This is a genomic window from Frigoribacterium sp. VKM Ac-2859 (genome assembly GCF_013204925.1).
GTDB lineage: Bacteria > Actinomycetota > Actinomycetes > Actinomycetales > Microbacteriaceae > Frigoribacterium.
Genome location: NZ_JABMLC010000001.1, coordinates 898,280 through 922,332, shown reverse-complemented (window position 1 = coordinate 922,332; position 24,053 = coordinate 898,280). Strand labels below are relative to the sequence as shown.

Below are 24,053 nucleotides of genomic sequence, written 5' to 3'. Positions count from 1 at the left end.
CTAGTATCTAAGCAGAATGGACATCGACGCCTACGCCGCCGCTCACGGCCACGACTGGGCCGAACTCGAGCGCCTCGCCCGGCGCGGGCGACTGAGCGGGCCCGAGGCAGACGAGCTCGTCCGCCTGTACCAGTCGGGGGCCGGGCAACTGTCGGCGCTGAAGACCGCCACCGGCGACTCGGTGGTGGCCGACCGGCTCTCCATGACCCTGTCGCGAGCACGCCTGCGGTTCACGGGCGCGGGCCGCAACCTGTTCAGCCAACTGCCGACCTTCTTCGTCGCGCAGCTGCCGGCCGCCCTCTACCGCGTGCGGTGGCTGTCGCTCGTGTTGACGCTCGTGACGGTGGTCGTCGCGGCCGTCTTCGCGATCTGGGCCGCGAACACACCCGCACTTCTGGCCTCGTTCGGCAGCGAGGAGTTCCGCCGACAGTTCGCCGAGCAGGACTTCGTGAACTACTACTCCGAGAGCGCCTCGACGTCGTTCACCGGCCAGGTGTGGACGAACAACGCGTACATCGCGGCGCAATGCGTGGCGTTCGGCATCACCGGGGTCTGGGTTCCCTACGCGATCCTCAGCAACGCCATGAACGTCGGGATCTCGGCCGGGCTCATGGCCGACCAGGGGCGGCTGGACCAGTTCTTCCTGTACATCGCTCCGCACGGTCAGCTCGAGCTCTACAGCATCTTCGTCGCCGGGGCGGCCGGTCTGATGATCTTCTGGTCATGGGTGGCGCCCGGTGCCCGCACCCGGGCGCAGGCGTTGGCTCAGGACGGACGCGCGCTCGTGACCATCGCGGTCGGGTTGATGCTCTCGTTGTTGGTCTCGGGCGTCATCGAGGGGTTCGTCACCCGGCAGGCCTGGCCCTGGCCGATCAAGATCGGCATCGGCACCGTGGCCCTCCTGGGGTTCCTGGCCTATCAGTGGCTGCTCGGCGGACGGGCCCACCGGGCGGGACAGACCGGCGACCTCGACGAGTTCGAGGCCGGGGCCACGCAACTCGTGGCCGACTGATCCCGCGTCGTCGGCCACCGAGCCTGCGTCAGAGGCGGCCGGCCGCCTTGAGCGCGAGGTAGCGGTCGGCGAGGGCGGGGGGCAGGTCGGCCGGCGCTCCGGTCACGACGTCGGCGCCGACCTGACGCAGGGCGGCGGCGACCCGGCCCTGGTCGAGTCGGGCCCTCTCGGCCGAGGCGGCCCGGTAGACCTCGTCACGGGTGACCCGTCGCATCACCGTCTCGTCGAGGGCCGGATCGGTGACCGACGCGACGACCACGAGGTGCTGGCGGGTCAGTTGGGGGATCGCCGCCAGCAAGGAGCGGGAGGCACCGGGGCTGTCGACCGTGGTCGCGAGGACGACGAGCGCCCGACGGGACGTGACCGAGCGGACGAGGGCCGGCACCGCGGCCCAGTCGGTCTCGACCAGTTCGGGCTCGACGGGGGCCATGGTCTCGACCATCGACGAGAGCAGGGCGGGCCCGGTCGCACCCTGCACCCGTCCCCTGACCCGTCGGTCGAAGAGGACGACGTCGACCCGGTCGCCCGCCCGCGAGGCCAACGCCCCGAGCAGCAATGCCGACTCGAAGGCCGTGTCGAGCCGCGGTTCGTCGTCGATGCGGGCCGCGGAGGTCCGCCCCGTGTCGACCACGACGACCACCCGACGGTCGCGTTCGGGCCGCCAGGTGCGCACGACGAGGTCGTCGCGGCGTGCGGTCGCCCGCCAGTCGATGGAGCGGACGTCGTCCCCTCGCACGTACTCGCGCAGGCTGTCGAACTCGGTGCCCTGGCCGCGGATCATCACGCTCGTGCGCCCGTCGAGTTCTCGGAGACGGGCCAGACGGGACGGCAGGTGCTTGCGCGACGAGAACCGCGGGAGCACGCGGACCGCGCCCGGCACCTCGTGCGTCGCCTGTCGACCGGCGAGCCTCAGGGGACCGACCGTGCGGACGGTGACGCCGCCGGCGCGGCGTTCGCCCCGGCGGAACGGGGTCAGCGTGACGGTGAGCGTCGCGGCCCGCCCCGGTCGCAGGGACAGGCGACGGCGGGTCGGGGTCGCTCCGGCGGACGGCTGCCATGCGTCGCGCACGAGTCCGCGCAGCGTGCGTCGGCCGTCGTTCACCACGGTCAGCCGGGCGGGTGCGCTCTCGCCGAGACGGATCGCCCCCGGCAGTTCGCGCCGGATGGTGAGCGACCGGGGCGACGCCGCGAGGGCCACGTCGAGCACCGTCAGCGCGGCGACGACGCCGAGCCAGCCGACGATCGCCCACCCGCTGCCCGTCAGGACGACGGGCACGACGCCGAGCGCGACGAGCGCCACGAACCAACCGGTGATCGCCATGGCTAGAGCGGGACCCGGACCTGCTGCAGCACCGAGCGGACGATGGCGTCGGCGTCGACGCCCTCGAGCTCGGCTTCGGGCCGCAGCTGCAGGCGGTGTCGCAGCACGGGCAGGGCCATGGCCTGGACGTGGTCGGGCGTGACGTGGTCGAAGCCGGTCAGCCACGCCCAGGCCTTCGAGGCGGCGAGGAGGGCCGTCGACCCTCGGGGGCTCACGCCGATCTTGACCGACGGGCTCTCGCGCGTGGCCCGGGCCAGGTCGACCATGTAGGCGAGCACGTCGGGGGAGGCACCGACCCGGGCCACCTCCGCCTGGGCGCGGGCGAGGTCGTCGGGCCCGAGGACCGGGGTCACGCCCGCGGCTCGCAGGTCGCGGGGCGAGAAGCCGGCGGCGTGACGGCCGAGCACCTCGACCTCGGCCTCGCGCGGCGGCAGGTCGAGCGTGAGCTTCATCAGGAAGCGGTCGAGCTGGGCCTCGGGCAGCGTGTAGGTGCCCTCGTACTCGACGGGGTTCATGGTGGCCGCGACCAGGAACGGGGTCGGCAACGCGCGACTGACGCCGTCGACCGAGACCTGGCGCTCCTCCATGGCCTCGAGCAGCGCCGACTGCGTCTTGGGAGGCGTGCGGTTGATCTCGTCCGCGAGCAGGACGTTGGTGAACACCGGCCCCGCCCGGAACTCGAACTCGCCCGACTTCGCGTCGTACACGAGCGATCCGGTGATGTCGCCGGGCATCAGGTCGGGCGTGAACTGCACGCGGGCGGTGTCGAGCGAGAGCGAGTGGCTGAGGGCGCGCACGAGCAGGGTCTTGGCCACGCCGGGGACGCCCTCGAGCAGGGCGTGACCCTGGGCCAGCAGGGTCACGATCAGGCCCGTCACGGCACCGTCCTGGGCGACGACGGCCTTGCCCACCTCGGTTCGGACTCGGGCGAAGGTCTGCTGCAGTTCTGAGCTCATCTGGTGGTCTTCTCCGGGGTGGGGGTCGATGCGGGGGCGATCGGACGAGGCGGGGGAGGCGCGGGGCGGGTCACGACGGAGTCGTCGCCCGTCGGACCGCACCCTCGAGGTCGAGCAGGCTGTCGCTCAGCGCGACGAGCTCGCGGTCGTCGACCGGGTCGGCGTCGACGAGCACGTGCCGCAGGCCCCGGGGGTCGGCCGAGATCAGTGCGGCCACCCGGGCGACGATCTCGTCGACCGACGCGGTCGAGGACAGGCCCGTCGTGCGCGCGAGTCGCCCGAGCGTGCCGATGCGGAGCTGGTCGAGGGCATGGCGGCGCTGCCCGGAGCGCTCGTAGAGGCGGGCGCGCCCCTCGGTGGTCTCGGAGGCCTTGACGGTGACCGGCAGCCGCTCGACGACGAGAGCTCCGAGGCGTCGACCCCGCCACACCATCGCGGCCACTCCGGCCAGGAGGAGCACGACCAGCGACGGCGTCACCCATGACGGCGTCAGCGTGGCGAGAGTGCCCTCGCCCTCGGGCAGGTCGCCGGCCGAGGGCAGGTACCAGGTCAGCTCGGAGGACCCGCCGAGCAGCGCGAGTGCGAAGGCCGCGTCGTCGTGCGTCCCGATCGAGCCGTTGGTCAGGGCGTCCGTGGCTCCCAGGACGGACACGCGCGTGTCGCCGTCCTCCAGCTCGACGAGCCCGTAGCCGTCGTCGGTCGGCAGGCAGCGGACGGCGCCGGGGGCGTCGACGTCGTACGCGACGCCCGCGACGTCGACCCGGGACGTCTGCGCGAGGGCCGGTGACGAGCAGGCGGGCCCGGCCGTGCCCTCGTCGACCGGGCCGGTCGACGCGACGCCCGCGGCCACGGCGTCGAGCGCGGCGGGTCCCGGGGCGGGGAGCACGAGGTGGGAGGTCGCCGTGACGAGACGCCCCCACTGGTCGCCGACCAGGAACCCCGAGGCGTCGTCGACGAGGAGCGTGCCGCCACCGGACCCGAGTCGGTCCAGGGTCTCGTCGAGGGTGGTCGTGACGGTCACGTCGACGCCCTGGCGACCGAGCACCTCGACGAGTGCCTTGGCCCCGCCGGGGGCGGCGTTCGCGGGGCCGAGGGCGCGGCCTTCTCCCGAGCCCGAGCCCACGAGGAGCGCCGCCCCGACGCCGAGGGCCAGGACGAGGGCGAGTGCGACCCAGAACCGGGCACGTCGGACCGACGCCGCGACGGTGGGGGTCGAGACGGAGGCGGGCGCCTCGGACGGTGCGGCGGCGGTCACGCGGGCACCCGCCGGGACGAGGTGACGCGCCGGTCGAGCTCCGTGACGGCCCGGTAGTCCTCGTCGGTGCCCGGGCGGTCGAGGTAGCGGACGCCGTCGAAGGCCGTGGCGGCGTCCGCGAAGTCGGCCCGGAGGTCGGGGAAGACGTCGCCCGCCCGGCGGGCCACGTCGCGTGCGGTGGTGCCGGGCGAGACCGCGACGTCGCCCCGCTCGGCCAGCGAACGGGCGATCGCCCGGAAGGCCTCGGCGACGGCGAGCGTCAGATCGCCCCGGGAGGCCGCCTCCCGGGCCGCGGCCCGCATGGCGTCGGCGTCACGGACGTCGTCGTCGCCGAAGAGGGCGAGGTCACGCGCGGACCGGCGGTTGAGTCGCGGCACCCCGTAGACGAGCAGCACGACCACGACGACCACCACGACGACCGCGAGCAGCACGATCAGCGCGACCGCCGGCGCCCCCTCGGTCCCTCCGAACCGGATCGACCCCAGCCAGTCCCAGAACGCCTGCGCCGCACGATCGAGCCAGGACGGCTGCGCCGCCACGTACTCGGGCCCGGTGAGCTCGCGCAGGACCTCGCGCCGGGCGTCGTCGGCGTCGGGGGTCAGGGGAGGCCCGGCGGCGAAGGGCAGCGGGCTCACCAGCGCGGTGCTCCCGGGTGCGTCGTCGGCGGGACCGGGGCCTCGGGCGTGCGGTACGGGTCGGGCTGTCCTCCGACCGCCCGCCCGCCGCGCTCGACGTAGCGCACGAGTTCGAGGTCGAGCCCTTCGGTGCGGATGCGTCGGTCGACGTAGACGAGGCCGGCCGACGCCGCCTGCAGCACGGACCCGATCGCGCCGATGACGGCCGTGATGCCGAGGGTGACGGCGTAGGTGCCCGCCGTCAGGGCCAGGAAGGTCGGGTCGGTCACGTCCCCCGTCGGCGCGAGCGTGCCCGTCAGCACGCTGAACAGCACCGAGAACGGCGTCGCGACGACCTGCGACGCGACCTGGACCATGAGGAACACCAGGGCGATCACGCCGAAGGTCCGCCAGAAGGAGGCGCGGGTCAGCGACCACGAGCGCCTCACGGCCGCGCCCAGCGTCATCCGTTCGAGCATGATGGCGCTCGGCACGAGGGCAGTCTTCACGGTGAGCCACACGCCGAGGACGAGGAGGCCCAGGCCGAGGAGGACCGCGAGCACGACGCCGACGGCGATGCTCGGCCCGGAGCCGACGGCCACGCCGACGACGACGACGCCGGCCACGAGCGCCAGCGCCACGACGTAGGCGACCGTGAGCAGGGCGGACCACCCGACGAGCGTGCCGACGCGGCCCTTGGCCATCGCCCAGAGGCCGCCGAGTCGGAGCTTCTCCCCGAGCGTCTGTCGCGAGGTCTCGAGCACGAAGAGCCCCTGCAACAGGGCCGTGACGATCACCTGCAGGGCGATCGGCACGAGGGCCGACGCGGCGACGACGGCGACGGCGCCGGCAAGGACCGCGTCCCGGTCCCGGGGGAGGGCCTGTTCGACGCGTCCGAAGGCGAGGAAGGCGCTGCCGCCGGTGATCACCACGGTCACCACGAGCAGGACGACCTGCGACAGCAGGGCCGTGCCGAACGTGGTCCGTGGGTTGCGGCGGAAGACCTGGAACGAGGCACCCAGGATCTCGCCGAAGGTGAGGGGGCGCAGCGGGACGAGGCCCGGCTTGGGCGGCGGAGCCCAGCCGGGAGCCGGCGGGGTGCTGCCGCCCGGGGCGGCCCCCGGGACGGGCCCGGCGGGGACGGGGCCGGGTGACGTCGGGTCGACGCGCTCGCCCCAGCGCGGCGGGGACGTGTCGCCCCCCGGTGTGCTCCAGGCGTTCGGATCGCTCATGGTCCCCCTGGTCGTCCTGACCGTGAGGTCGTCCTCACGAGTGTGTTCATGTTTCCACACCGGACCGGGCGCTGCCAGCCGACGAGCGCCTCCTGCACTAATCTGTCCTGACGTGCCGCCTCCCGAGCGGCCCAGCCCAGACGGAGAACATGAACCCGCGCATCCTCGTGGTCGACGACGACCCGGCGCTCGCCGAGATGATCGGCATCGTCCTTCGCGCCGACGAGTTCGACCCCCATTTCTGCGGCGACGGCGCGGCCGCCCTCGAGGCGTTCCACGAGGCCTCACCCGACCTCGTCCTGCTCGACCTGATGCTGCCCGGCCTCGACGGCATCGAGGTCTGTCGCCTCATCCGGGCCGAGAGCGGCGTGCCGATCATCATGCTGACGGCGAAGGGCGACACGGCCGACGTGGTCCGCGGTCTCGAGAGCGGGGCCGACGACTACGTGGTCAAGCCGTTCAACCCGAAAGAACTCGTCGCGCGCATCCGCACCCGGCTCCGCCCGGCCACCGAGCCCACGAACGACGTACTCACGGTGGGTGACCTCCGCCTGGACGTCGCCGCGCACGAGGTGCGGCGCGGTGACACCCCGATCGCCCTGACCCCGCTCGAGTTCGAGCTGCTGCTCGCGCTCGCCTCGAAGCCGCAGCAGGTCTTCACGCGCGAGATGCTGCTCGAACAGGTCTGGGGTTACCACTACAAAGCCGACACCCGTCTGGTGAACGTGCACGTGCAGCGGCTTCGCGCCAAGGTGGAGCACGATCCGGACGCGCCCCGCATCGTCACGACCGTGCGCGGCGTCGGGTACCGCGCCGGCGCGGGTTCGTAGCCCGGTCGGGTGGCGCTCGTGTCGACGGTCGCGGGGCCCGACCAGGGCGGACCCGTCCGCTCGGGCGGTCCGTGGTCGTGGCGGGCGCCGGCGTGGCGCACGTGGCCGACCCGGGTGGTCGGCTTCTGGCGGTCGTCGTTGTCGTTCCGCACCGTCGCGCTCACCGTGGTGCTGTCGACCGTCGCCGTGACCGTGATCGGCACGCTCATCTCGGTGACGATCGGCACGAGCCTCTACGACCAGCGCCGGGAGCAGGTCGAGGCCGAGAGCGTCCGGGCGACGCTCCTCGCGCAGAACATCTTCGACTCGGCCACCGCCACCGAGGACGCCAACCAGGTCGAGCTCGACGCGCTGCAGAACGAGGCCCAGACCGCCATCCTGGGTTCGACCTCGAGCCCTGGCGGGACGAGCATCGCGATCCTCCGGACGCCGGGGCAGAACAGCCCGCAGACCATCCAGAACATCGCCAGCCCCGACTTCCCCGACTCCGTGATCTCGCCGGCCCTCCGCGAGGCGGTGGCGGCGGACGACGAGCGTCTCTCGATGCAGTCGGTGTCGCTCCCTCCGACCTCGCAGGGCGGGGGCTCGCCGGGCATCGCGGTCGGCTCGACCCTGCAGGTGCCCACCGCGGGCCAGTACGAGCTCTACCTCGTCTACGACCTCAGCGACGCGCAGGCCACGCTCGACCTCATGCAACGGACCCTCGGCATCGGCTCGTTGGCACTCGTGCTGTTGATCGCGGCGATCACCTACCTCGTCGTCCGCCTGGTCGTGGGGCCGATCCGCACGGCGGCCGAGACCAGCCAGAAGATCGCGGCCGGCCACCTGGAAGAACGCATCCCCGAGAAGGGGCAGGACGTCGTGGCCACGCTCGGGCGCTCCTTCAACGGGATGGCCGACGCCATGCAGCGCCAGATCTCGCAGCTGGCCGAGCTGTCGCGCGTCCAGCAACGCTTCGTGAGCGACGTCTCGCACGAGTTGCGCACGCCGCTGACCACGATCCGGCTGGCCGGCGACGTCCTCTACGACCAGCGCACGTCGTTCACGCCCTCGGCCGCCCGGACGGCCGAGCTGCTGCACACCCAGGTCGACCGGTTCGAGCTGCTCCTCGCCGATCTGCTCGAGATCTCGCGGTTCGACGCCGGTGCCGTCGAGCTGGACACCGAGCCCGTCACGGTCGTCCGTCTCGTCGAGGACGGTGTCGACGAGTTCGGGCCGCTCGCCGACGGGTCCGGCAGCGTCGTCTCGGTCGTCGCCCGGGGCGGGTACTTCGAGGCCGAGATCGACCCGCGGCGGCTGCGCCGCATCCTGCGCAACCTGCTGGGCAACGCCATCGAACACGGCGAGGGGCGGCCGATCGAGGTCGAGGTCGACAGCGACGCCACGGCCGTCGCGGTGGCCGTCCGCGACCACGGTGTGGGCATGAGCCCGGCCGATGCCTCGCGCGTGTTCGACCGGTTCTGGCGGGCCGATCCCTCTCGCAAGCGCACCATCGGGGGCACCGGGTTGGGCCTGGCGATCAGCCTCGAGGACGCGGCCCTGCACGGCGGCCGGCTCGAGGTCTGGTCCGAGCCGGGCTCGGGCAGCCGGTTCGTCGTCACGCTGCCCCGCGTGGCGGGCGGTCGCATCGAGGGGGCGCCCCTGCCGGTCGTGCCGCCGGACCGTCGGGGCGAGACGACCGTGCCGGTGACGGGCGAACCGTGGTCGGGTTCGGTCCCGGTGGCCGAGACGCCGGGCGTGCCGATCCCGTCGCGGTCCGCGGGGGGTGCCGACGATGACTGACCCACGACGGAACGCCCGGCGGGGCCGCTGGTCCGTGGTGCTGGCGGTCCTCGTGGGCGCCGCGATCACCCTGACCGGGTGCGTCGGCATCCCGGACGCAGGTCAGGTGCAGCAGGGTGACACCGTCAGCGACGACGTGGTCAGCGACTTCGTGTTCCGGCCCAACGGGCCGGTCGCCGGCAGTTCGCAAGAGAGACTGCTGCGCGATTTCCTCTCGGCGGGCACCGGGTCCCAGGACAACTACGGGGTGGCCCGGCAGTTCCTCAGCGCCGGCTTCGCCGACGAGTGGGAGCCGCGGGCCAGCGTCACCATCAGGCCCGGGGTCGGGTCGACCTCGCGGGTCGGCGGGTCGACGCTCGACTACGCGTTCGTGGGCTCGGCGACGGTCGACTCGGCGGGGCACTACACGCCGGCCACGTCCTCCACGACGACGTCCCTGGCGTTCTCCTTCGTCCGCGAGGGCGGCGAGTGGCGCATCAGCGACGCCCCCGACGGCATCGTCCTCTCGCCGGCCACGTTCGACTCGGTCTTCCGGTCTCACGCCGCCTACTTCTACGACCCCACCTTCACCTATCTCGTGCCCGACGAGCGGTGGTTCCTCGCACGGTCGTCGACGAGCACGCGCCTCGCGACTGCCCTGCTCGACGGACCGTCGGACTGGCTGCAGGGTGCCGTCGTCTCGGCCTTCCCCGAGGGCACCCAGCTGTCGTTGACGGCCATCACGGTCGACGACGGGACGGCCCGCGTCGACCTCACCGCCGACGCCCTCGAGGCGACCCCCGCCGCCCGGGCCCGGATGCAGGCGCAGCTGCTGGCGAGCTTCTCGACCCTCGCGACCGTGACCGCCGTCGAGCTCAGCGTCGAGGGCGCGCCTCTGACCGTGCCGGCCATGCAGCAGCCCGTGCCGGTGCGCGACCCCGCGGTCGACGCCCGGCCCCTCGTGCTGGCCGACGGCGTGCTGGGATTCGCCACCACGAGCGCCACGAGCCAGCTCCCGGGCCTCTCGGACGCGGTGGAGGCGCTCCGCCCCCGGTCGGTCGAGCTGTCCGCAGACCAGACGACCGCCGCCGTCGGCACCTCGTCGGGCGCGTACGCGGTCACCTCTCAGGGAGGAGCCCGGTTGGTCGACGCCCGGACCGGACTCGTCGCCCCCTCGCTCGACGACGCGGGATTCGTCTGGTCGCTCGTCGCCGACGACCCGACGAGCCTCACGGCGTACGCCCTCGACGGCACGCCCCACCCGGTGGTGACGTCGCTGCCGGCGGGGCCGAGCGTCACGACCTTCCGCATCTCGCGCGACGGCACCCGCGCGTTGCTGCTGCTCGACGACCAGGGCGAGTCGCGCCTCCTCGTGGCCGCCGTCGTGCGGGACGCCGACGGGGTCCCGCTCCGGCTGGGCCCGACCCTCGAACTGTCGGCTCCGGACGGCGCCCCCGTCGACGCGACCTGGGCCGACCAACTGACCGTCGCCGTCCTGACCACCGTCGGGGAGTCGTCACGGGTGACGATGTCCGAGGTCGGCGGGGACTCCTCGAGCGCCGGCCGTCCGTCGGGCGAGGCGGTCGCGATCGTCGGGGGCAACGGCTTCGACCGACTGCTGCTGCTGGGTGCCGACGGCGACGTGCTCGAACCCCGGGGCAGCAGCTGGCAGGCCACGGGGTTGACGGCCGACCTGGTGGCGACCCAGCGCTGACGCGCCGGGGGTCGCCTCCTCCCCAGGGCAGGTGGGGGGACGGTCGTCCTCCTCCGACGACGGAGGCGCGGCGTGCGCACCCGGGGGAGTCCACGCTGTCGGTGTGCCCCGGTCGCCGCGTCCTCGTTCCCGTCCCGCCGTCGATGCGCGGTCCGCCCTGGCGCGGGCCGCCCGCGAGGCGCTGTCCGTCGTGTCGCCCGTCTCGTGCGCGGGCTGCCACGTCCCGGACGTCGGCCTGTGCCGCGACTGCCGGGGCCGGCTCGTCCCCGAGGTCGTGCGGATCGACCTCCCCGACGGGCTGACCGTCTTCGCCGGACTCGTCTACGCCTTCGAGGCGCGGGGCGTCGTGTTGGCCTTCAAGAACGGCGGACGCGTGCGCCTGGCCGAGGTGCTCGCCCCGGCTCTCGGTGCCGCTCTCCGGTCCTGCGCCGGTCAGGTGACGGCCGAGGGGGCACCCGACGGGGACGCGCGCCCGGGCGGTCGGTCGCTGCTGGTCGTCCCGGTGCCGGCGTCACGACGGGGGCGGCGTCGGCGGGGCTACGACCCGGTCGACCTGGTGCTGCGTCGGCTCGGTCTCGTGGTGGGCTCGCGCGTCCTCGTGCCGACGGCGCGGGCCGGTGGCGGACAGAAGGGCCGCGACCGACAGCAGCGTCTGAGGGACCGCGAGGGCAGCCTCCGCGCCACCCGCGATCTCACGGGGTCGCGGGTGGTCCTCGTCGACGACGTCGTGACGACCGGGGGCACCCTCCAGGAGGCGCGTCGTGCGCTGGTCGCCCGGGGCGCGATCGTGGTCGGTGCGGCGTGCGTGGCCGCCACCCCGTCGGGCTCGGGCGCCGGTCGCCCCTGAGCGAACGGTGAACGGTGCGTGACACGGGGGTGTCCGGGTGGCTACGGTGGGGCAAAAGGCGTGAAAGGACATCCGCCTGGCTGACAGGCGGCACGTCGATAGCCACAGGAGGTCGTCATGGAAATTTCCGTCACGGGTCGAAACGTCGGCATCACCGATCGTTTCCGCGAGTACGCCACCGAGAAGGCAGACAAGGTCGCCGCGCTGGCCACGAAGGCCCTCGCCCTCGAGGTCAAGGTGTCGCGGCACCACGAGAAGTCCGGCGGGCAGGCGGGCGACGACCGGGTCGAGATCACCCTGATCGGCCCCGGCCCCCTGGTGCGGGCCGAGTCCACGGCCGCCGACAAGTACGCGGCGTTCGACCTCGCGATCGGTCGGCTCCTCGAACGGGTGCGCCGGGCGAAGGACCGGCAGAAGATCCATCGCGGGCAACACCGACCGACGTCGCTGCGCGAGGCGGCCACGGCCGACTTCAGCGGCGTGGGCGTCACCCCCGCCGCGGCGGAGACGCTCGACCAGGTCCGCACCGGGGCCGTGACGGTGGTGGGCGACGAGGCCCCCGCCGACGAACTCGAAGAGGAGTACTGCCCCGTGGTCATCCGCGAGAAGGTCTTCGCGTCGACGCCCATGTCGGTCGACGACGCGCTCTACTACATGGAGCTCGTCGGCCACGACTTCTACCTCTTCATCGACGCCGAGACCGAGCGTCCGAGCGTCGTGTACCGCCGCAAGGGCTGGGACTACGGCGTGATCGGGCTCGACCAGGACTCGCCCGACCTGCAAGAGACGGCGACGGCCCTGCGGGCGGGTCTGGCGAGCTGACCTCCTGACCCACCGGGTGGCCGACACCCCGGGAGGCGCGGGCACGTCCCTGTCGCCTCCCAGGGGGTCGGCCACTACGCTTGCTACGATCGTGGGCCGGTCCAGGACGGACCTTCGACACCTCGGTGCTCCGATGCGGATCACCTCAGCGAGACCGCGGAGCGTTCCGCGGGTTCGACCGAACACATGGGAGCACACCAGTGGCCAACGTCCTCGAGAAGGTCCTCCGCGTCGGCGAGGGCCGCACGCTGCGCAAGCTGAAGGCCTACGCCAAGGCGGTCAACGAGCTCGAGGACGACTTCACGACCCTCACCGACGACGAGCTGCGCAACGAGACCGTCGAGCTGCGCGAGCGGTACGCGTCGGGTGAATCGCTCGACGACCTCCTGCCCGAGGCCTTCGCCGCCGTCCGCGAGGCGTCCAAGCGCACCCTGGGCCTCCGGCACTTCGACGTGCAGCTGATGGGTGGCGCGGCCCTGCACCTCGGCAACATCGCCGAGATGAAGACCGGCGAGGGCAAGACGCTCGTCGCCACCACGGCGGCGTACCTGAACGCCATCGCGTCGCGCGGCGTGCACGTCATCACGGTCAACGACTTCCTCGCCAGCTACCAGTCCGAGCTCATGGGGCGCGTCTTCCGAGCGCTCGGCATGACGACCGGCTGCATCCTGTCGGGCCAGACCCCGGCCGAGCGTCGCGAGATGTACGCCGCCGACATCACGTACGGCACCAACAACGAGTTCGGCTTCGACTACCTCCGCGACAACATGGCCTGGCAGGCGCAGGACATGGTGCAGCGTGGCCACTTCTTCGCGATCGTCGACGAGGTCGACTCGATCCTGATCGACGAGGCCCGCACGCCGCTGATCATCTCGGGCCCGTCGTCGGGCGAGGCCAACCGGTGGTTCACCGAGTTCGCCACGGTCGCCCGGCGCCTCGTCGCGGGCACCGACTACGAGGTCGACGAGAAGAAGCGCACCGTCGGGGTCCTCGAACCCGGCATCGAGAAGGTCGAGGACTACCTCGGCATCGACAACCTGTACGAGTCGGCGAACACCCCGCTCATCTCGTTCCTCAACAACGCCATCAAGGCCGACGCGCTGTTCAAGCGCGACAAGGACTACGTCGTCATCAACGGCGAGGTCCTGATCGTCGACGAGCACACGGGTCGCATCCTCAGCGGTCGTCGCTACAACGAGGGCATCCACCAGGCCATCGAGGCGAAAGAGGGCGTGACGGTCAAGGCCGAGAACCAGACCCTCGCGACGGTCACCCTCCAGAACTACTTCCGCCTCTACAAGAAGCTCTCCGGCATGACCGGTACGGCCGAGACCGAGGCCGCCGAGTTCATGAGCACCTACAAGCTCGGCGTCGTGCCCATCCCGACGAACCGTCCGATGCAACGCATCGACCAGACCGACCTCGTCTACAAGAACGAGACGAGCAAGTTCGACCAGGTCGTCGAAGACATCGTCGAGCGGCACGAGAAGGGCCAGCCCGTGCTGGTCGGCACGACCAGCGTCGAGAAGAGCGAGTACCTCTCGCGACTGCTCGCCAAGAAGGGCGTCAAGCACGAGGTGCTCAACGCCAAGAACCACGCTCGAGAGGCCGCCATCGTGGCCCAGGCCGGTCGCGCCGGCGCCGTGACCGTCGCCACCAACATGGCCGGTCGCGGGACGGACATCATGCTCGGCGGCAACGCCGAGTTCCTTGCCGTCGCGGAGATGAACGCCAAGGGGCTCAGCCCGGTGGACACCCCCGACGAGTACGAGGCCGCGTGGGACGACGTGTTCGCCGCCCAGAAGGCCGCCGTGCAAGAAGAGGCCGACAAGGTCATCGACGCCGGCGGGTTGTACGTCCTCGGCACCGAGCGCCACGAGTCGCGTCGCATCGACAACCAGCTGCGCGGTCGGTCGGGTCGTCAGGGCGACCCCGGTGAGAGCCGTTTCTACCTGTCGTTGACCGACGACCTGATGCGCCTGTTCAACTCGGGCGCCGCCGAGTCGTTGATGGGTCGCGGCAACGTGCCCGACGACCTCGCGATCGAGAACAAGATCGTGGGGCGGGCCATCCGCTCGGCCCAGTCGCAGGTCGAGTCGCGCAACGCCGAGATCCGCAAGAACGTCCTCAAGTACGACGACGTCCTCAACCGTCAGCGCGAGGCCATCTACGGGGACCGTCGCCACATCCTCGAGGGCGACGACCTGAAGGACCGCAGCCAGAAGTTCCTCGAGGACGTCGTCAACGAGGTCATCGACCAGCACACGGGTGACGGCAGCCCCGACGACTGGGACCTCGACGCCCTCTGGACCGAACTCGGCACCCTGTACCCGATCTCGATCACCATCGACGAGGTCATCACCGAGGCCGGCTCGAAGGGCAAGGCGACCCGGGCGTTCCTCGGGCAGGAGATCCTCTCCGATGCCAAGGTCGCCTACGAGGCGCGCACCGAGACCCTCGGCGAGCCCGCCATGCGCGAACTCGAGCGTCGGGTCGTGCTGTCGGTCATCGACCGTCGCTGGCGCGACCACCTCTACGAGATGGACTACCTGAAGGACGGCATCGGTCTCCGCGCGATGGCCCAGAGAGACCCGCTCGTCGAGTACCAGCGCGAGGGCTACGCCCTGTTCCAGAGCATGATGGGCCAGATCCGCGAAGAGACCGTGGGCTTCCTGTTCAACCTCGAGGTCGAGGTGCAGGGCCAGGTCGGCGCCACCGAGGCACCGGTCATCGCGGCCAAGGGGCTCGAGGCCGAGAAGCAACCGCAGGCCCAGCTGGCCTACTCGGCTCCCAACATCGACGGCGAGGTCGAGGTACGCAACCAGCGCGGTCAGCTCGAGAAGGGTGCGACCGCGAAGGCCCAGAAGGCTCAGGACGAAGCCGAGCGTTCCGATTCGCCCGAGATCGCGGCGGCTCGCGCCTCCGGTGGCCCGGCGGCACGGCAGGCCGACGACGGCAAGGTCGGCGCCTTCGGCCAGAAGACCGGCGACGGCGAGGCTTCGGTGAACCGGGCCGAGCGTCGGGCGGCCGGTAAGAAGACCCGCTGATCCCGTCGTCCGAACGACGATCGACGCGCCCCCGAGCCAGGCTCGGGGGCGCGTCGTCCGTCGGCGGTGACCGGGCCGACCGTCAGAGCACGTGCACGGCCGCTGCTCTCCACCGGCTGTCGTAGGTCTCGAGTCGGACGGCGACCGCTCGGCTCCGAGCGCGGCCGTGCACGACGACGACGGATTCGATCACCCCGTCGGCGGGCGAACTCGACCGGATGCCGCCGATCGTGAACACGGGTCGCCGAGCACGCATGCCGTGTGCGGACCGGGCCCGGGCGGCCAGGACGACCCGCTTGTGCAGGGTGCGGTAGACGTCCTCGGTGACCCACCGCGAGACCTGGTCGAGTTCTCGTGCCCCGGCCAGGATCTCGACGACGCAGCGGACCAGGTTCTCGACGAGCAGGTCCGGATCGTCCGGGAAGGGGGACCCGGACGAGGTGCCGACGCGAGGGACCGTGCGGACGGCAGGTCGGGGACCGGACGGTCGACCCTCCGCCGGCGCAGCGCCGGGGCCGGGGTCGGTCGGGTCCGGCGCCGCGAGCGGCGGGACGGGCCTCAGGTGCGGCCGAGGCGGTGCGGTGGGTCCCTGGGGCTCGACGAGGGCGAGGGCGTGGTGGTTCGAGGGCATGAGCAGTCTTCCTGTTCACGTGCGTCCGGGCATGACTAGAAGATATGACATGTGAGATTGCAAAACCAGACCGACTCGACGGTCTGTGGAGAAGCGGTGGTCGGGTCCTCCCGCGGGGGAGTGGCCGACGTCGCCGGACGGACCGTCGACCTAGACTGGGCGGGTGTCGACGCTCAGTGATCTCGTTCTCGCCCAGGGTCTCTCGAGCGAGGTGGACGTCGAGTGGTTGCACCTGCTGGTGGGGGACTGGCAGCTGCTCGCCGACCTCGCCTTCGCGGACATCGTCCTCTGGGTCCCCACGCAGACCGACAGCTTCGTCGCCGTCGCCCACGCCCGGCCCTCGAGTTCGGCCACGCTCTTCTACCGCGACTTCGTCGGACAAGAGGTGCGGCCCGAGTGGCGCGAGCAGATCGAGCAGGCGTTCACGACGACCCGCATCGTCGACTCGGCCGCACCCGACTGGTACGAAGAAACGCCCACGCGCGTCCGGGCCGTGCCCGTGCTCCGCCGCCTGGGGGCCAGCCGGCCCGACGTGACCGACGCACCGATCGCCATCATCACGAGGCACACGAACCTCAGCGAGGCGCGCACCCCGAGCCGTCAAGAACTGACCTTCAACCAGTGCTCCAACGACCTCTTCGCCATGATCGCCGCCGGCGACTTCCCCGACTTGGGAGCGCCGACGGGTCCGCGACGGGGCGCACCCCGCGCCTCCGACGGGCTGCTGCGCCTCGACGTCGACGGCATGGTCACGTTCGCCAGCCCCAACGGCCTGTCGGCCTTCAACCGCATGGGGTTCGCCGGCGAACTCGAAGGCGAGTCGCTGGCCGAGGTCACCACCGGCCTGCTCGCGGGCAAGCTCGTGATCGACGAGTCCCTGCCGTTGGTCGTCACGGGCCGGGCGCCCTGGCGCACCGACATCGAGGCGCGAGGGGTCACGGTGTCGTTGCGCGCGATCCCGCTGCGTGACCGCGGTGAGCGCGTCGGGGCGATCGTCCTCTGCCGCGACGTGACCGAGCTGCGTCACCAAGAGCGCGAGCTGATCACCAAGGACGCCACGATCCGCGAGATCCACCACCGGGTCAAGAACAACCTGCAGACGGTCGCCTCGTTGTTGCGCATCCAGGCACGTCGCACCCACACCGACGTCGCCCGCGAGGCACTGACGCAGGCCATGCGCCGAGTGCAGTCGATCGCCGTCGTGCACGACACGCTGTCCGAGGGGCTCAGCCAGAACGTGGACTTCGACACCGTCTTCGACCGGGTCCTCATGCTGATCGCCGAGGTCGCGTCGAGTCACAACACGACGGTCCGCCCCACCATGACGGGCAGTTTCGGTGCCCTGCCGAGCGAATACGCGACGCCCCTGGCCCTCGCCCTGACCGAACTCGTGACGAACGCCGTCGAGCACGGCCTCGACGGTCGCGACGGCGAGGTCGAGATCGTCGCCGACCGTCGGGCCGAAGAGTTGACGGTCAAGGTGCGCGACAACGGGGTCGGGCTGCCCGAGGGCAAGGTCGGCTCGGGGCTCGGCACCCAGATCGTCCGCACGCTGATCCAGGGCGAACTCGGTGGCACCATCGACTGGCACACCCTCGTCGGCAACGGCACCGAGGTCACCATCGAGATCCCGTTCCGCTGGCTCACCCAGCCCTGAGCCACGACGGAGGCCGGCGACGACCCCGCCCCGGACGCGACGAAGCCCGGCACCTGCGATCAGGTGCCGGGCTTCGTCATCGGCCCCGAGGGCCGGAGGTCGACCGCAGCGGGCGGTCGACGGTCGATCAGCTGGCGCGGCGGGCGCGGGCCGCGCGGCGCTTGAGCGCGCGACGCTCGTCTTCGCTCAGGCCGCCCCAGACGCCGGAGTCCTGCGAGGTCTCGAGCGCGTACTGCAGGCAGGTCTCGGTCACGGTGCAGCGGCCGCACACGGCCTTGGCCTTGTCGATCTGGTCGACGGCGGGACCCGTGTTGCCGACGGGGAAGAAGAGCTCCGGGTCAGCCTGCAGGCAAGCGGCTTTGTCGCGCCAATCCATCGATGGGTACTCCTTAAAAGTGCAGAACCAGGCACGTCGAAGCGCCTGGTTCGGGATGGGGAAAGAGAAGAATTCGGGAGGCGCGCACCGCAATGTGCGCGTCACTTCGACCTCGAATATGGTCGCATACTGGTACGGCCAAATCAAGGATTTTTCGGAGGCTCACACGTGACCACAGCAGGCCCGGACGGCGCCCGAGACGAGACCGGTCGGTCTGCCGAGACCCGTCGACCCGCACTGCTCTGGGTCGTGATCGTGCTGCTCTCCGCCGAGTTCCTGCTGGTCGCCGCAACGGCGGCTTTCTTGCTCGTCGAGCTGCTCGTCGCCCGTCCCGACTCGTACCCGTCGGCCGTCGCGATCTTCGTCCTGACCCTGCTGGCGACCGCCTGGCTCGGGTCCATCATGGTCGGCGCCCTGCGCGGCCGGGCCTGGATCAGGGGAGCGGCGATCGTGTGGCAGGTGCTGCAGTTCGCGGTCGGCATCGGCAGCCTGCAGGGCGTCTTCGCCAACCCGACCATCGGCCTCGCGCTCCTCGCGCCGTCCGTCGCCGTCGTGGTCCTGCTGCTCGTGCCGTCGGTCGTCGCGGCCACCTCGGCCCGCGACTCGGACCCCCACGTCTACTGACCGACCCGCCCGCCGCCGTCGCGAGACGACACGCAGGAGGCGCGGTGCCGGTCCTCGAGACCGGCGCCGCGCCTCCTGCGCTCCTCGTCGCCGAAGGGGTCAGTCGAGGCCGAGCTTCTTGCGGAGCGACGCCACGTGCCCCGTCGCCTTCACGTTGTACAGCGGCAGCTCGACGGCGCCCTGCTCGTCGACCACGAACGTCGAACGGATCGTGCCCGTCACGATGCGCCCGTAGTTGTTCTTCTCGCCGTAGGCGCCGTACGCCTGGTGCACCGTCAGCTCGGGGTCGCTGAGCAGCGGGAAGTTCAGCCCCTGCTCGTCCTTGAACTCCTGCAGGGCGGCGGGCTCGTCCTTCGAGACGCCCAGCACCTGGTAGCCCGACGACTTCAGCGAGTTGATGTTGTCGCGGAAGTCACACGCCTCCGTCGTGCAGCCAGGCGTCGACGCCGCCGGGTAGAAGTACACGATGACCTTCTGCCCCGAGTAATCCGCCAGCGAGACGGGCGAACCGTTCTCGTCGTCGAGGGTGAACGTCGGCGCGGCAGCGCCCTTCTCGAGCTTCGTGGACATGGTGCTCCGATCTGCGGGCGCCACGGACGGCGCCGATGGTTCTGAGTGGGTCGGATCTCATGCTAGTGTTGACCGTCGTTGCGAGAGATCGCAGCACGCACCTCTAGCTCAATTGGCAGAGCAACTGACTCTTAATCAGTGGGTTCTCGGTTCAAGTCCGAGGGGGTGCACGAAAGAATTGGGTCCCCCGTGTTCTGCAGGCGCAGAAGCGGGGGATTCTTTCGTCGTATGGGTCTGGTCCGCTCCGCGGACCGCGGCCCACCTCGCACGGGGAACCAGCCGGGCCCGCCAGGTCGCCGTTGCTCGGGGGTGACGTCGCTTCGCTCGTCACGGACGGGGAGCAAGCCGGGCCCGCCAGGTCGCCGTTGCTCGGGGGTGACATCGCTTCGCTCGTCACGGGGGGTGACGTCGCTTCGCTCGTCACGGGGGGAGTGAGGTTGCTTGGGTCGTCAGCGGGGGGAGACGGCAGGAGGCGCGGGCGGGGCGGCCCGCGCCTCCTGCGCTCAGGGGGTGGCGGGGTTACTGGCCGTCGCGGGGGACCTGCGAGGCGGCGTCGCGGCCGGTCACGGGGTAGGGGCCCGTCATGCCCTCACGGAGGCGGGCGGCCGCGAGGATGCGGTCGCGCTGCAGGTGCCACCCGAGCATCAACAGGGGGATGATCACGACGAGCGACATGACCGTGAACGACCCGATCGGCCAATCGATCGCCATCAGGACGACGACCGCGGCCAGGAAGGCCAGCGTCAGGTAGCTCGTGACCGGCGCCCCCGGCAACCGGAACGAGGGCTCCTTGGCCTTGCCCTGCTTCGCCCACTGGCGCAGTCGCATCTGGCAGAGGATGATCGTGCCCCACGCCGTCAGGATGCCCAGAGACGCGATGTTCAACACGATCTCGAACGCCGTGTTCGCCCCCACGATCGCGTTCAGCACGACGCCCAGCAGGGTGATGCTCGCGGTCAACAGGATGCCGCCGAACGGCACCCCGCCCTTCGACATCTTCGTCGTGAACTTCGGGGCCGAGCCGTTCATGCCCATCGAGTGCAACACGCGGCCGGTCGAGTACAGCCCGGCGTTCAGGCTCGACAGCGCGGCCGTCACGACCACGAAGTTCATGATCGACCCCGCGACGTCGCCCACCTCGGGGCTGCCGATGCTGCCGAAGAACGTGACGAACGGGCTCTCGCCCGCCTTGTACGCCGTGTACGGCAGCAGCAGCGAGAGCAGCACCAGCGACCCGACGTAGAAGACCGCGATGCGGATGATGACCGTGTTGATCGCGCGCGGCACGACCTTCTCGGGGTTCTGGGTCTCGCCCGACGCCGTGCCCACCAGCTCGATCGCGGCATAGGCGAAGACGACGCCCTGCACCACGATCACAGCCGGCAGCAGGCCGTTCGGCAGGATGCCCGACGACGCCACGAGGCCCCAGCCGGTGTCGACCGCGGCACCGTCGTGCGTCACGGGGAACGCCGCCGCGAGCCACACGACGCCGACCACGAGGAACACCACGAGAGCGGCGACCTTGATGATCGCGAACCAGAACTCCATCTCGCCGAAGACCTTCACGGCCAGCAGGTTGACCGAGAGCACCACGGCGAGGGCCACCAGGGCCAGCAGCCAGTCGGGTGCCGCGGTGAACGCGGACCAGTAGTGCAGGTACAGGGCGACCGCGGTGACGTCGACGATGGCCGTCATCGCCCAGTTCAGGAAGTACATCCACCCGGCCGCGTAGGCGAACTTCTCGCCGAAGAACTCGCGGGCGTACGAGACGAACGACCCCGAGGAGGGGCGGTGCAGCACCAGCTCGCCGAGGGCACGCAGGATGAAGAACGCGAAGACGCCACAGATCGCGAACACGATCGCGAGAGCCGGACCGGCCGAGGCCAGTCGACCGCCGGCGCCGAGGAAGAGCCCCGTGCCGATCGCCCCGCCGATGGCGATCATCTGCAGCTGACGCGGCTTGAGCCCGTGCTGGAAACCCTCTTGCTCGTGCGAGAAGTCTTGCGGGAGGTGCGTCTCGGTGGAGGCGTCGCCGCCCCCGTTCGTGGGACTCGTCATCGGTCGACCGTAGCCCCTATCGCTTTCGCCCGCATCACCGCCGCGAGACGGGCGAACCCCCAGGAGGCACGGTGCCGATTCACATGCGGGTAACGAATGGGTGACGATCACCAGGCCCGCAGGCATGGGCGACACGCCGGGACGCAGGGTGCGCGGGGTACACCCGCGGCGACGTCGGGCCGGTTCGCAATTCGGATGGACGACGGATGTCGGCTACGGTCGTGGAGGCCCGGGAGACCGGGCCCGTCATCATCAGGACGCGCCGACCGATGGTCCGATCAGTTCGGGTTCCGGTCGTCGTACGGTCTGGTGGCGCGAGGGTCCGGTCCCATGACCGACCCGGCGGAGGACAGGTTCGCCCCGTGGTTCCACGGTGGGCTTGAGCCGACACGGTCCGCACGCGTCGTCGACCCGTTCGCCCGACCCGATCGCCGCCGACGGCGAACCGGCCCGAGCGGCCGGTGCCCCCTCGGCGCGCCTGGAGACACCTGTGACCACTACGCCTGCCGTGCGTGCCCGGAACCTGTACAAGGTGTTCGGCCGCCGACCCAAGGACGCCGTCGCCCGACTCGAGGCCGGCGCCTCCCGCTCCGAGGCCGCGGGCCTCGGCACCGCTGCCGTCATCGACGCCTCGTTCGACGTCCGGCCCGGCGAGATCTTCGTCGTGATGGGGCTCTCCGGCTCGGGCAAGTCGACCCTCATCCGCATGCTGAACGGCCTGCTCGAGCCCACGTCCGGCTCGGTCGAGGTCGCGGGCTCCGCGATCTCGGACGTCCCGGCCAAGCGGCTCCGCGAGGTGCGTCGGCAGAACGTGTCGATGGTGTTCCAGCACTTCGCGCTGCTGCCGCACCGCACCGTCATCGACAACGTCGCCTACGGCCTCGAGGTGCAGGGGGTCGCGAAGGCGGCCCGCCTGGCGAAGGCCCGGGAGGTCACCGAGATCGTCGGCCTCGCGGGTTGGGAGGACGAGCTGCCGAGCCAGCTCTCGGGCGGCATGCAGCAGCGCGTCGGCCTCGCTCGCGCCCTCGCCGCCGAGACCGACATCCTGCTGATGGACGAGGCGTTCTCGGCCCTCGACCCGCTGATCCGCCGCGAGATGCAGGAGCAGCTCGTCGAGCTGCAGGCGAAGCTCGGCAAGACGATCGTCTTCATCACCCACGATCTCAACGAGGCGATGTTCCTCGGGGACCGCATCGCCGTCATGCGCGACGGCCGCATCGTGCAGATCGGCACGCCCGAGGACATCCTCACCGACCCCGCGAACGACTACGTCGCCCAGTTCGTGCAGGACGTCGACCGGGCGCGCGTCCTCACGGCAGCCAGCGTCATGGAGCCCGCCCGGGCGGTCGTCCCGCTCACGGTCGGCCCCCGGGGCGCCCTGCGATCACTGCGCGACCTCCAGACCGCCGCCCTGTTCGTCACCGGCCGTGACCGCAAGCTCCTCGGCTGGGTGCGCGACCGGCACGTCATGCGCCAGGTCAAGGCGAACGACACCGACCTCGCCGCCATCGTCAACGCGGAGTTCTCGAAGGTCGGGCCCGAGGCCGCGCTGGTCGACCTCTTCGAGTTGGCGGTCGAGAGTCCGCTGCCGATCGCCGTCGTGGACGACGCCGACCGCCTGCTCGGCGTCATCCCCCGCGTGACCCTGCTCGCGGCGCTCGGCAACGTCGACACGACCACCTCGCCCATCCCCGTGCTCGAGCCCGTCACCCGCATCTCGGACGTCGAGCTCGACGCCACCCTCGAAGGAGCCACCCGATGAACGAGTACCTCCGCATCCCCTTCGGCTCCTGGGTCTCGGACGTCGTCGACTGGATCACCACCCACCTGGGCGGCTTCTTCGACGTCGTCCGCCTGGTCTTCACGTTCTTCTACGAGTGGGTCGCGTACTTCCTCGGCGCACCTCCCTTCTGGGCGGTCGTGATCGTGATCGCCGCCCTCGCCTTCGTCGCGAAGGGCTGGAAGTTCTCGCTCGGCACGGCCGTCGGCCTGCTGTTCATCGGAACGGTCAACCAGTGGGACAACGCGATGTCGAGCCTCGCCCTCGTGCTCGTCGCCAGCACGCTCGCCATCGCGCTGAGCATCCCTCTGGGCGTGCTCGCGGCGAAGTCGAGCGTCGCGTCGCAGATCATCCGGCCCGTGCTGGACTTCATGCAGACGACGCCCGCGTTCGTCTACCTCATCCCCGCCCTGCTGCTGTTCCGCGTCGGCGTCGTGCCCGGCATCGTCGCCACCATCGTCTTCGCCATGGCCCCCGGCGTCCGCCTGACCGAGCTCGGCATCCGCGGCGTCGACAAGGAGGTGGTCGAGGCCGGCCAGGCGTTCGGCTCGTCACCGTGGCGCATCCTGCGTCAGATCCAGCTGCCCCTCGCGAAGCCCAGCATCATGGCCGGCGTCAACCAGGTGATCATGCTCTCGCTCTCGATGGTCGTCATCGCCGGCATGGTCGGCGCGGGGGGACTGGGCGGCGACATCGTCGCGAGCCTCAACCGCATCGACGTCGGGCTGGGTGCCGAGGCCGGCATCTCGGTCGTCATCCTGGCGATCGTCCTCGACCGCATGACGGCGGCCCTCGGGTCCGACCGTCACGCCCGACGGCTGGCCCGGGCGCAGAACCGCCGGTCCGTCCCGCCGACCCCGGCTCCCGACCGCGCCGAGGCCGAGCAGCCCCTGCCCCCGGCCGACCGCCGCGAACCCGCGACGGCCTCGGCCTAGACCCCGACCAC

The 24,053-nt window shown here is 71.4% G+C and carries 20 protein-coding genes and 1 tRNA gene; 12 read left to right on the top strand and 9 right to left on the bottom strand.

Going from position 1 to position 24,053, the window contains the following annotated elements; translation table 11 throughout:
• The first annotated feature begins 16 nt into the window (after nucleotides 1-16).
• Nucleotides 17-1,012: a stage II sporulation protein M gene (locus HQQ78_RS04270; protein WP_173151161.1), complete on the top strand. Its 996-nt coding sequence runs from the start codon at nucleotides 17-19 to the stop codon at nucleotides 1,010-1,012.
• A 28-nt stretch (nucleotides 1,013-1,040) separates the two neighbouring features.
• On the opposite strand, the gene HQQ78_RS04265 is transcribed toward HQQ78_RS04270, so the two are convergent.
• The 5 genes from HQQ78_RS04265 to HQQ78_RS04245 all read right to left on the bottom strand — a co-directional run bounded on the left by HQQ78_RS04265 (nucleotide 1,041) and on the right by HQQ78_RS04245 (nucleotide 6,390).
• Nucleotides 1,041-2,333: a DUF58 domain-containing protein gene (locus HQQ78_RS04265; RefSeq protein ID WP_173151159.1), complete on the bottom strand. Its 1,293-nt coding sequence runs from the start codon at nucleotides 2,331-2,333 to the stop codon at nucleotides 1,041-1,043.
• A 2-nt stretch (nucleotides 2,334-2,335) separates the two neighbouring features.
• Complete coding sequence (locus HQQ78_RS04260) at nucleotides 2,336-3,289, bottom strand: MoxR family ATPase (RefSeq protein ID WP_056046296.1); 954 nt, start codon at nucleotides 3,287-3,289, stop codon at nucleotides 2,336-2,338.
• A gap of 70 nt (nucleotides 3,290-3,359) precedes the next feature.
• Nucleotides 3,360-4,544 carry a DUF4350 domain-containing protein gene (locus HQQ78_RS04255; RefSeq protein ID WP_173151157.1) on the bottom strand — a complete coding sequence of 395 codons (1,185 nt, stop codon included), beginning with the start codon at nucleotides 4,542-4,544 and terminating at the stop codon, nucleotides 3,360-3,362.
• Nucleotides 4,541-5,179, bottom strand: a complete 639-nt coding sequence (locus HQQ78_RS04250; RefSeq protein ID WP_173151155.1) for a DUF4129 domain-containing protein — start codon at nucleotides 5,177-5,179, stop codon at nucleotides 4,541-4,543. Before HQQ78_RS04250 ends, HQQ78_RS04255 begins: the two co-directional genes overlap by 4 nt.
• On the bottom strand, nucleotides 5,176-6,390 hold the full coding sequence (locus tag HQQ78_RS04245) for a hypothetical protein (RefSeq protein WP_173151153.1): 1,215 nt from the start codon (nucleotides 6,388-6,390) through the stop codon (nucleotides 5,176-5,178). The genes HQQ78_RS04250 and HQQ78_RS04245 overlap by 4 nt, the downstream gene beginning before the upstream one ends.
• A gap of 149 nt (nucleotides 6,391-6,539) precedes the next feature.
• Here HQQ78_RS04245 and mtrA point away from each other — a divergent pair, with 149 nt between their 5' ends.
• The 6 genes from mtrA to secA all read left to right on the top strand — a co-directional run bounded on the left by mtrA (nucleotide 6,540) and on the right by secA (nucleotide 15,411).
• Complete coding sequence (mtrA, locus tag HQQ78_RS04240) at nucleotides 6,540-7,220, top strand: MtrAB system response regulator MtrA (RefSeq protein ID WP_056046282.1); 681 nt, start codon at nucleotides 6,540-6,542, stop codon at nucleotides 7,218-7,220.
• Nucleotides 7,221-7,229: 9 nt separating this feature from the next.
• Nucleotides 7,230-9,002 (top strand): MtrAB system histidine kinase MtrB, encoded by a 1,773-nt coding sequence (gene mtrB / locus HQQ78_RS04235; protein ID WP_371740349.1) that lies wholly within the window; start codon nucleotides 7,230-7,232, stop codon nucleotides 9,000-9,002.
• Nucleotides 8,995-10,695, top strand: coding sequence for an LpqB family beta-propeller domain-containing protein (locus HQQ78_RS04230; RefSeq protein ID WP_173151152.1), 1,701 nt, complete (start codon nucleotides 8,995-8,997; stop codon nucleotides 10,693-10,695). Before mtrB ends, HQQ78_RS04230 begins: the two co-directional genes overlap by 8 nt.
• 103 nt (nucleotides 10,696-10,798) lie before the next feature.
• On the top strand, nucleotides 10,799-11,542 hold the full coding sequence (locus HQQ78_RS04225; protein ID WP_371740347.1) for a ComF family protein: 744 nt from the start codon (nucleotides 10,799-10,801) through the stop codon (nucleotides 11,540-11,542).
• Between the two features lie 117 nt (nucleotides 11,543-11,659).
• The gene (hpf, locus tag HQQ78_RS04220) at nucleotides 11,660-12,364 is read left to right on the top strand and encodes a ribosome hibernation-promoting factor, HPF/YfiA family (protein WP_056046276.1); all 705 of its coding nucleotides are present in this window, start codon (nucleotides 11,660-11,662) and stop codon (nucleotides 12,362-12,364) included.
• A 200-nt stretch (nucleotides 12,365-12,564) separates the two neighbouring features.
• Nucleotides 12,565-15,411: a preprotein translocase subunit SecA gene (gene secA / locus HQQ78_RS04215; RefSeq protein WP_173151151.1), complete on the top strand. Its 2,847-nt coding sequence runs from the start codon at nucleotides 12,565-12,567 to the stop codon at nucleotides 15,409-15,411.
• Nucleotides 15,412-15,493: 82 nt separating this feature from the next.
• Here secA and HQQ78_RS15750 read toward each other — a convergent pair whose 3' ends face one another.
• Nucleotides 15,494-16,042 carry an Rv3235 family protein gene (locus HQQ78_RS15750; RefSeq protein WP_254065005.1) on the bottom strand — a complete coding sequence of 183 codons (549 nt, stop codon included), beginning with the start codon at nucleotides 16,040-16,042 and terminating at the stop codon, nucleotides 15,494-15,496.
• 163 nt (nucleotides 16,043-16,205) lie between these two features.
• Here HQQ78_RS15750 and HQQ78_RS04205 point away from each other — a divergent pair, with 163 nt between their 5' ends.
• Nucleotides 16,206-17,699 (top strand): sensor histidine kinase, encoded by a 1,494-nt coding sequence (locus tag HQQ78_RS04205; protein ID WP_173151150.1) that lies wholly within the window; start codon nucleotides 16,206-16,208, stop codon nucleotides 17,697-17,699.
• A 127-nt stretch (nucleotides 17,700-17,826) separates the two neighbouring features.
• Here HQQ78_RS04205 and HQQ78_RS04200 read toward each other — a convergent pair whose 3' ends face one another.
• A complete protein-coding gene (locus HQQ78_RS04200; RefSeq protein WP_043594001.1) occupies nucleotides 17,827-18,075 on the bottom strand; it encodes a WhiB family transcriptional regulator in 249 nt (82 codons plus the stop codon).
• A 168-nt stretch (nucleotides 18,076-18,243) separates the two neighbouring features.
• Here HQQ78_RS04200 and HQQ78_RS04195 point away from each other — a divergent pair, with 168 nt between their 5' ends.
• A complete protein-coding gene (locus tag HQQ78_RS04195) occupies nucleotides 18,244-18,699 on the top strand; it encodes a hypothetical protein (RefSeq protein WP_173151149.1) in 456 nt (151 codons plus the stop codon).
• A gap of 99 nt (nucleotides 18,700-18,798) precedes the next feature.
• Here HQQ78_RS04195 and bcp read toward each other — a convergent pair whose 3' ends face one another.
• Complete coding sequence (gene bcp, locus HQQ78_RS04190) at nucleotides 18,799-19,269, bottom strand: thioredoxin-dependent thiol peroxidase (RefSeq protein ID WP_123570409.1); 471 nt, start codon at nucleotides 19,267-19,269, stop codon at nucleotides 18,799-18,801.
• Nucleotides 19,270-19,366: 97 nt separating this feature from the next.
• Here bcp and HQQ78_RS04185 point away from each other — a divergent pair.
• Nucleotides 19,367-19,439 (top strand) — tRNA-Lys (locus HQQ78_RS04185).
• 349 nt (nucleotides 19,440-19,788) lie between these two features.
• On the opposite strand, the gene HQQ78_RS04180 is transcribed toward HQQ78_RS04185, so the two are convergent.
• Nucleotides 19,789-21,327 (bottom strand): amino acid permease, encoded by a 1,539-nt coding sequence (locus tag HQQ78_RS04180; protein WP_123570384.1) that lies wholly within the window; start codon nucleotides 21,325-21,327, stop codon nucleotides 19,789-19,791.
• A 490-nt stretch (nucleotides 21,328-21,817) separates the two neighbouring features.
• On the opposite strand from HQQ78_RS04180, the gene HQQ78_RS04175 reads away from it, so the two are divergent.
• Both HQQ78_RS04175 and HQQ78_RS04170 read left to right on the top strand, forming a co-directional pair.
• Nucleotides 21,818-23,089 carry a glycine betaine/L-proline ABC transporter ATP-binding protein gene (locus HQQ78_RS04175; RefSeq protein ID WP_200412242.1) on the top strand — a complete coding sequence of 424 codons (1,272 nt, stop codon included), beginning with the start codon at nucleotides 21,818-21,820 and terminating at the stop codon, nucleotides 23,087-23,089.
• Complete coding sequence (locus tag HQQ78_RS04170) at nucleotides 23,086-24,042, top strand: proline/glycine betaine ABC transporter permease (RefSeq protein ID WP_173151148.1); 957 nt, start codon at nucleotides 23,086-23,088, stop codon at nucleotides 24,040-24,042. Before HQQ78_RS04175 ends, HQQ78_RS04170 begins: the two co-directional genes overlap by 4 nt.
• Nucleotides 24,043-24,053 lie beyond the last annotated feature (11 nt).

Excerpts from the sequence above, each read along its gene's own strand:
- HQQ78_RS04200 (WP_043594001.1), bottom strand. The coding sequence starts at position 18,075 with ATGGATTGGCGCGACAAAGCCGCTTGCCTGCAGGCTGACCCGGAGCTC.
- HQQ78_RS04245 (WP_173151153.1), bottom strand. The coding sequence starts at position 6,390 with ATGAGCGATCCGAACGCCTGGAGCACACCGGGGGGCGACACGTCCCCG.
- HQQ78_RS04230 (WP_173151152.1), top strand. The coding sequence starts at position 8,995 with ATGACTGACCCACGACGGAACGCCCGGCGGGGCCGCTGGTCCGTGGTG.
- mtrA (WP_056046282.1), top strand. The coding sequence starts at position 6,540 with ATGAACCCGCGCATCCTCGTGGTCGACGACGACCCGGCGCTCGCCGAG.
- HQQ78_RS15750 (WP_254065005.1), bottom strand. The coding sequence starts at position 16,042 with ATGCCCTCGAACCACCACGCCCTCGCCCTCGTCGAGCCCCAGGGACCC.
- HQQ78_RS04270 (WP_173151161.1), top strand. The coding sequence starts at position 17 with ATGGACATCGACGCCTACGCCGCCGCTCACGGCCACGACTGGGCCGAA.
- hpf (WP_056046276.1), top strand. The coding sequence starts at position 11,660 with ATGGAAATTTCCGTCACGGGTCGAAACGTCGGCATCACCGATCGTTTC.
- bcp (WP_123570409.1), bottom strand. The coding sequence starts at position 19,269 with ATGTCCACGAAGCTCGAGAAGGGCGCTGCCGCGCCGACGTTCACCCTC.
- HQQ78_RS04260 (WP_056046296.1), bottom strand. The coding sequence starts at position 3,289 with ATGAGCTCAGAACTGCAGCAGACCTTCGCCCGAGTCCGAACCGAGGTG.
- HQQ78_RS04170 (WP_173151148.1), top strand. The coding sequence starts at position 23,086 with ATGAACGAGTACCTCCGCATCCCCTTCGGCTCCTGGGTCTCGGACGTC.
- HQQ78_RS04180 (WP_123570384.1), bottom strand. The coding sequence starts at position 21,327 with ATGACGAGTCCCACGAACGGGGGCGGCGACGCCTCCACCGAGACGCAC.
- HQQ78_RS04265 (WP_173151159.1), bottom strand. The coding sequence starts at position 2,333 with ATGGCGATCACCGGTTGGTTCGTGGCGCTCGTCGCGCTCGGCGTCGTG.